The following is a 455-nucleotide window of genomic DNA, read 5'->3' on the forward strand; positions in this document are numbered from 1 at the left end:
ATTAACCTCAAGACGACAATTAAGAAGAGGACGACGCAGCCGCAAAACCCGGTATAGAAAACCTCGATTCCTGAATCGAAAGCGTCCTGATGGCTGGTTTGCACCCAGTTTAATGTCGCGAGTTCATAACATTGTCACTTGGGTTAATCGGCTCTGTCGAATCTGTCCCATATCAGGCATTTCTCAGGAGTTAGTGCGATTCGATACTCAAGCACTTCAGAATCCCGAAATCTCCGGTACTGAATATCAACAAGGGGAATTATTAGGGTATGAAGTCAGAGAATATTTGCTCGAAAAATGGAACAGAAAATGCGCGTATTGTGGTGCAGAAAATGTTCCCTTAGAAGTCGAGCATATCAAGCCTAAATCTAAAGGTGGTAGCAATCGAGTCAGCAATTTAACTCTGGCTTGTCGTCCTTGCAATCAAAGTAAAGGAAACCAAGAAATTGAACAGT

General features: G+C 42.9%; 1 protein-coding gene. It reads left to right on the top strand.

Annotated elements, in window-relative coordinates; all coding sequences use genetic code 11:
• A partial coding sequence (gene iscB, locus JUI58_RS00080; RefSeq protein ID WP_204101731.1) for an RNA-guided endonuclease IscB occupies positions 1-455 on the top strand: 455 nt, incomplete at both ends.

Origin of the sequence: Spirulina sp. CCY15215, assembly GCF_016888125.1 — a bacterium.
In the GTDB taxonomy this organism is placed as follows: domain Bacteria; phylum Cyanobacteriota; class Cyanobacteriia; order Cyanobacteriales; family Spirulinaceae; genus CCY15215.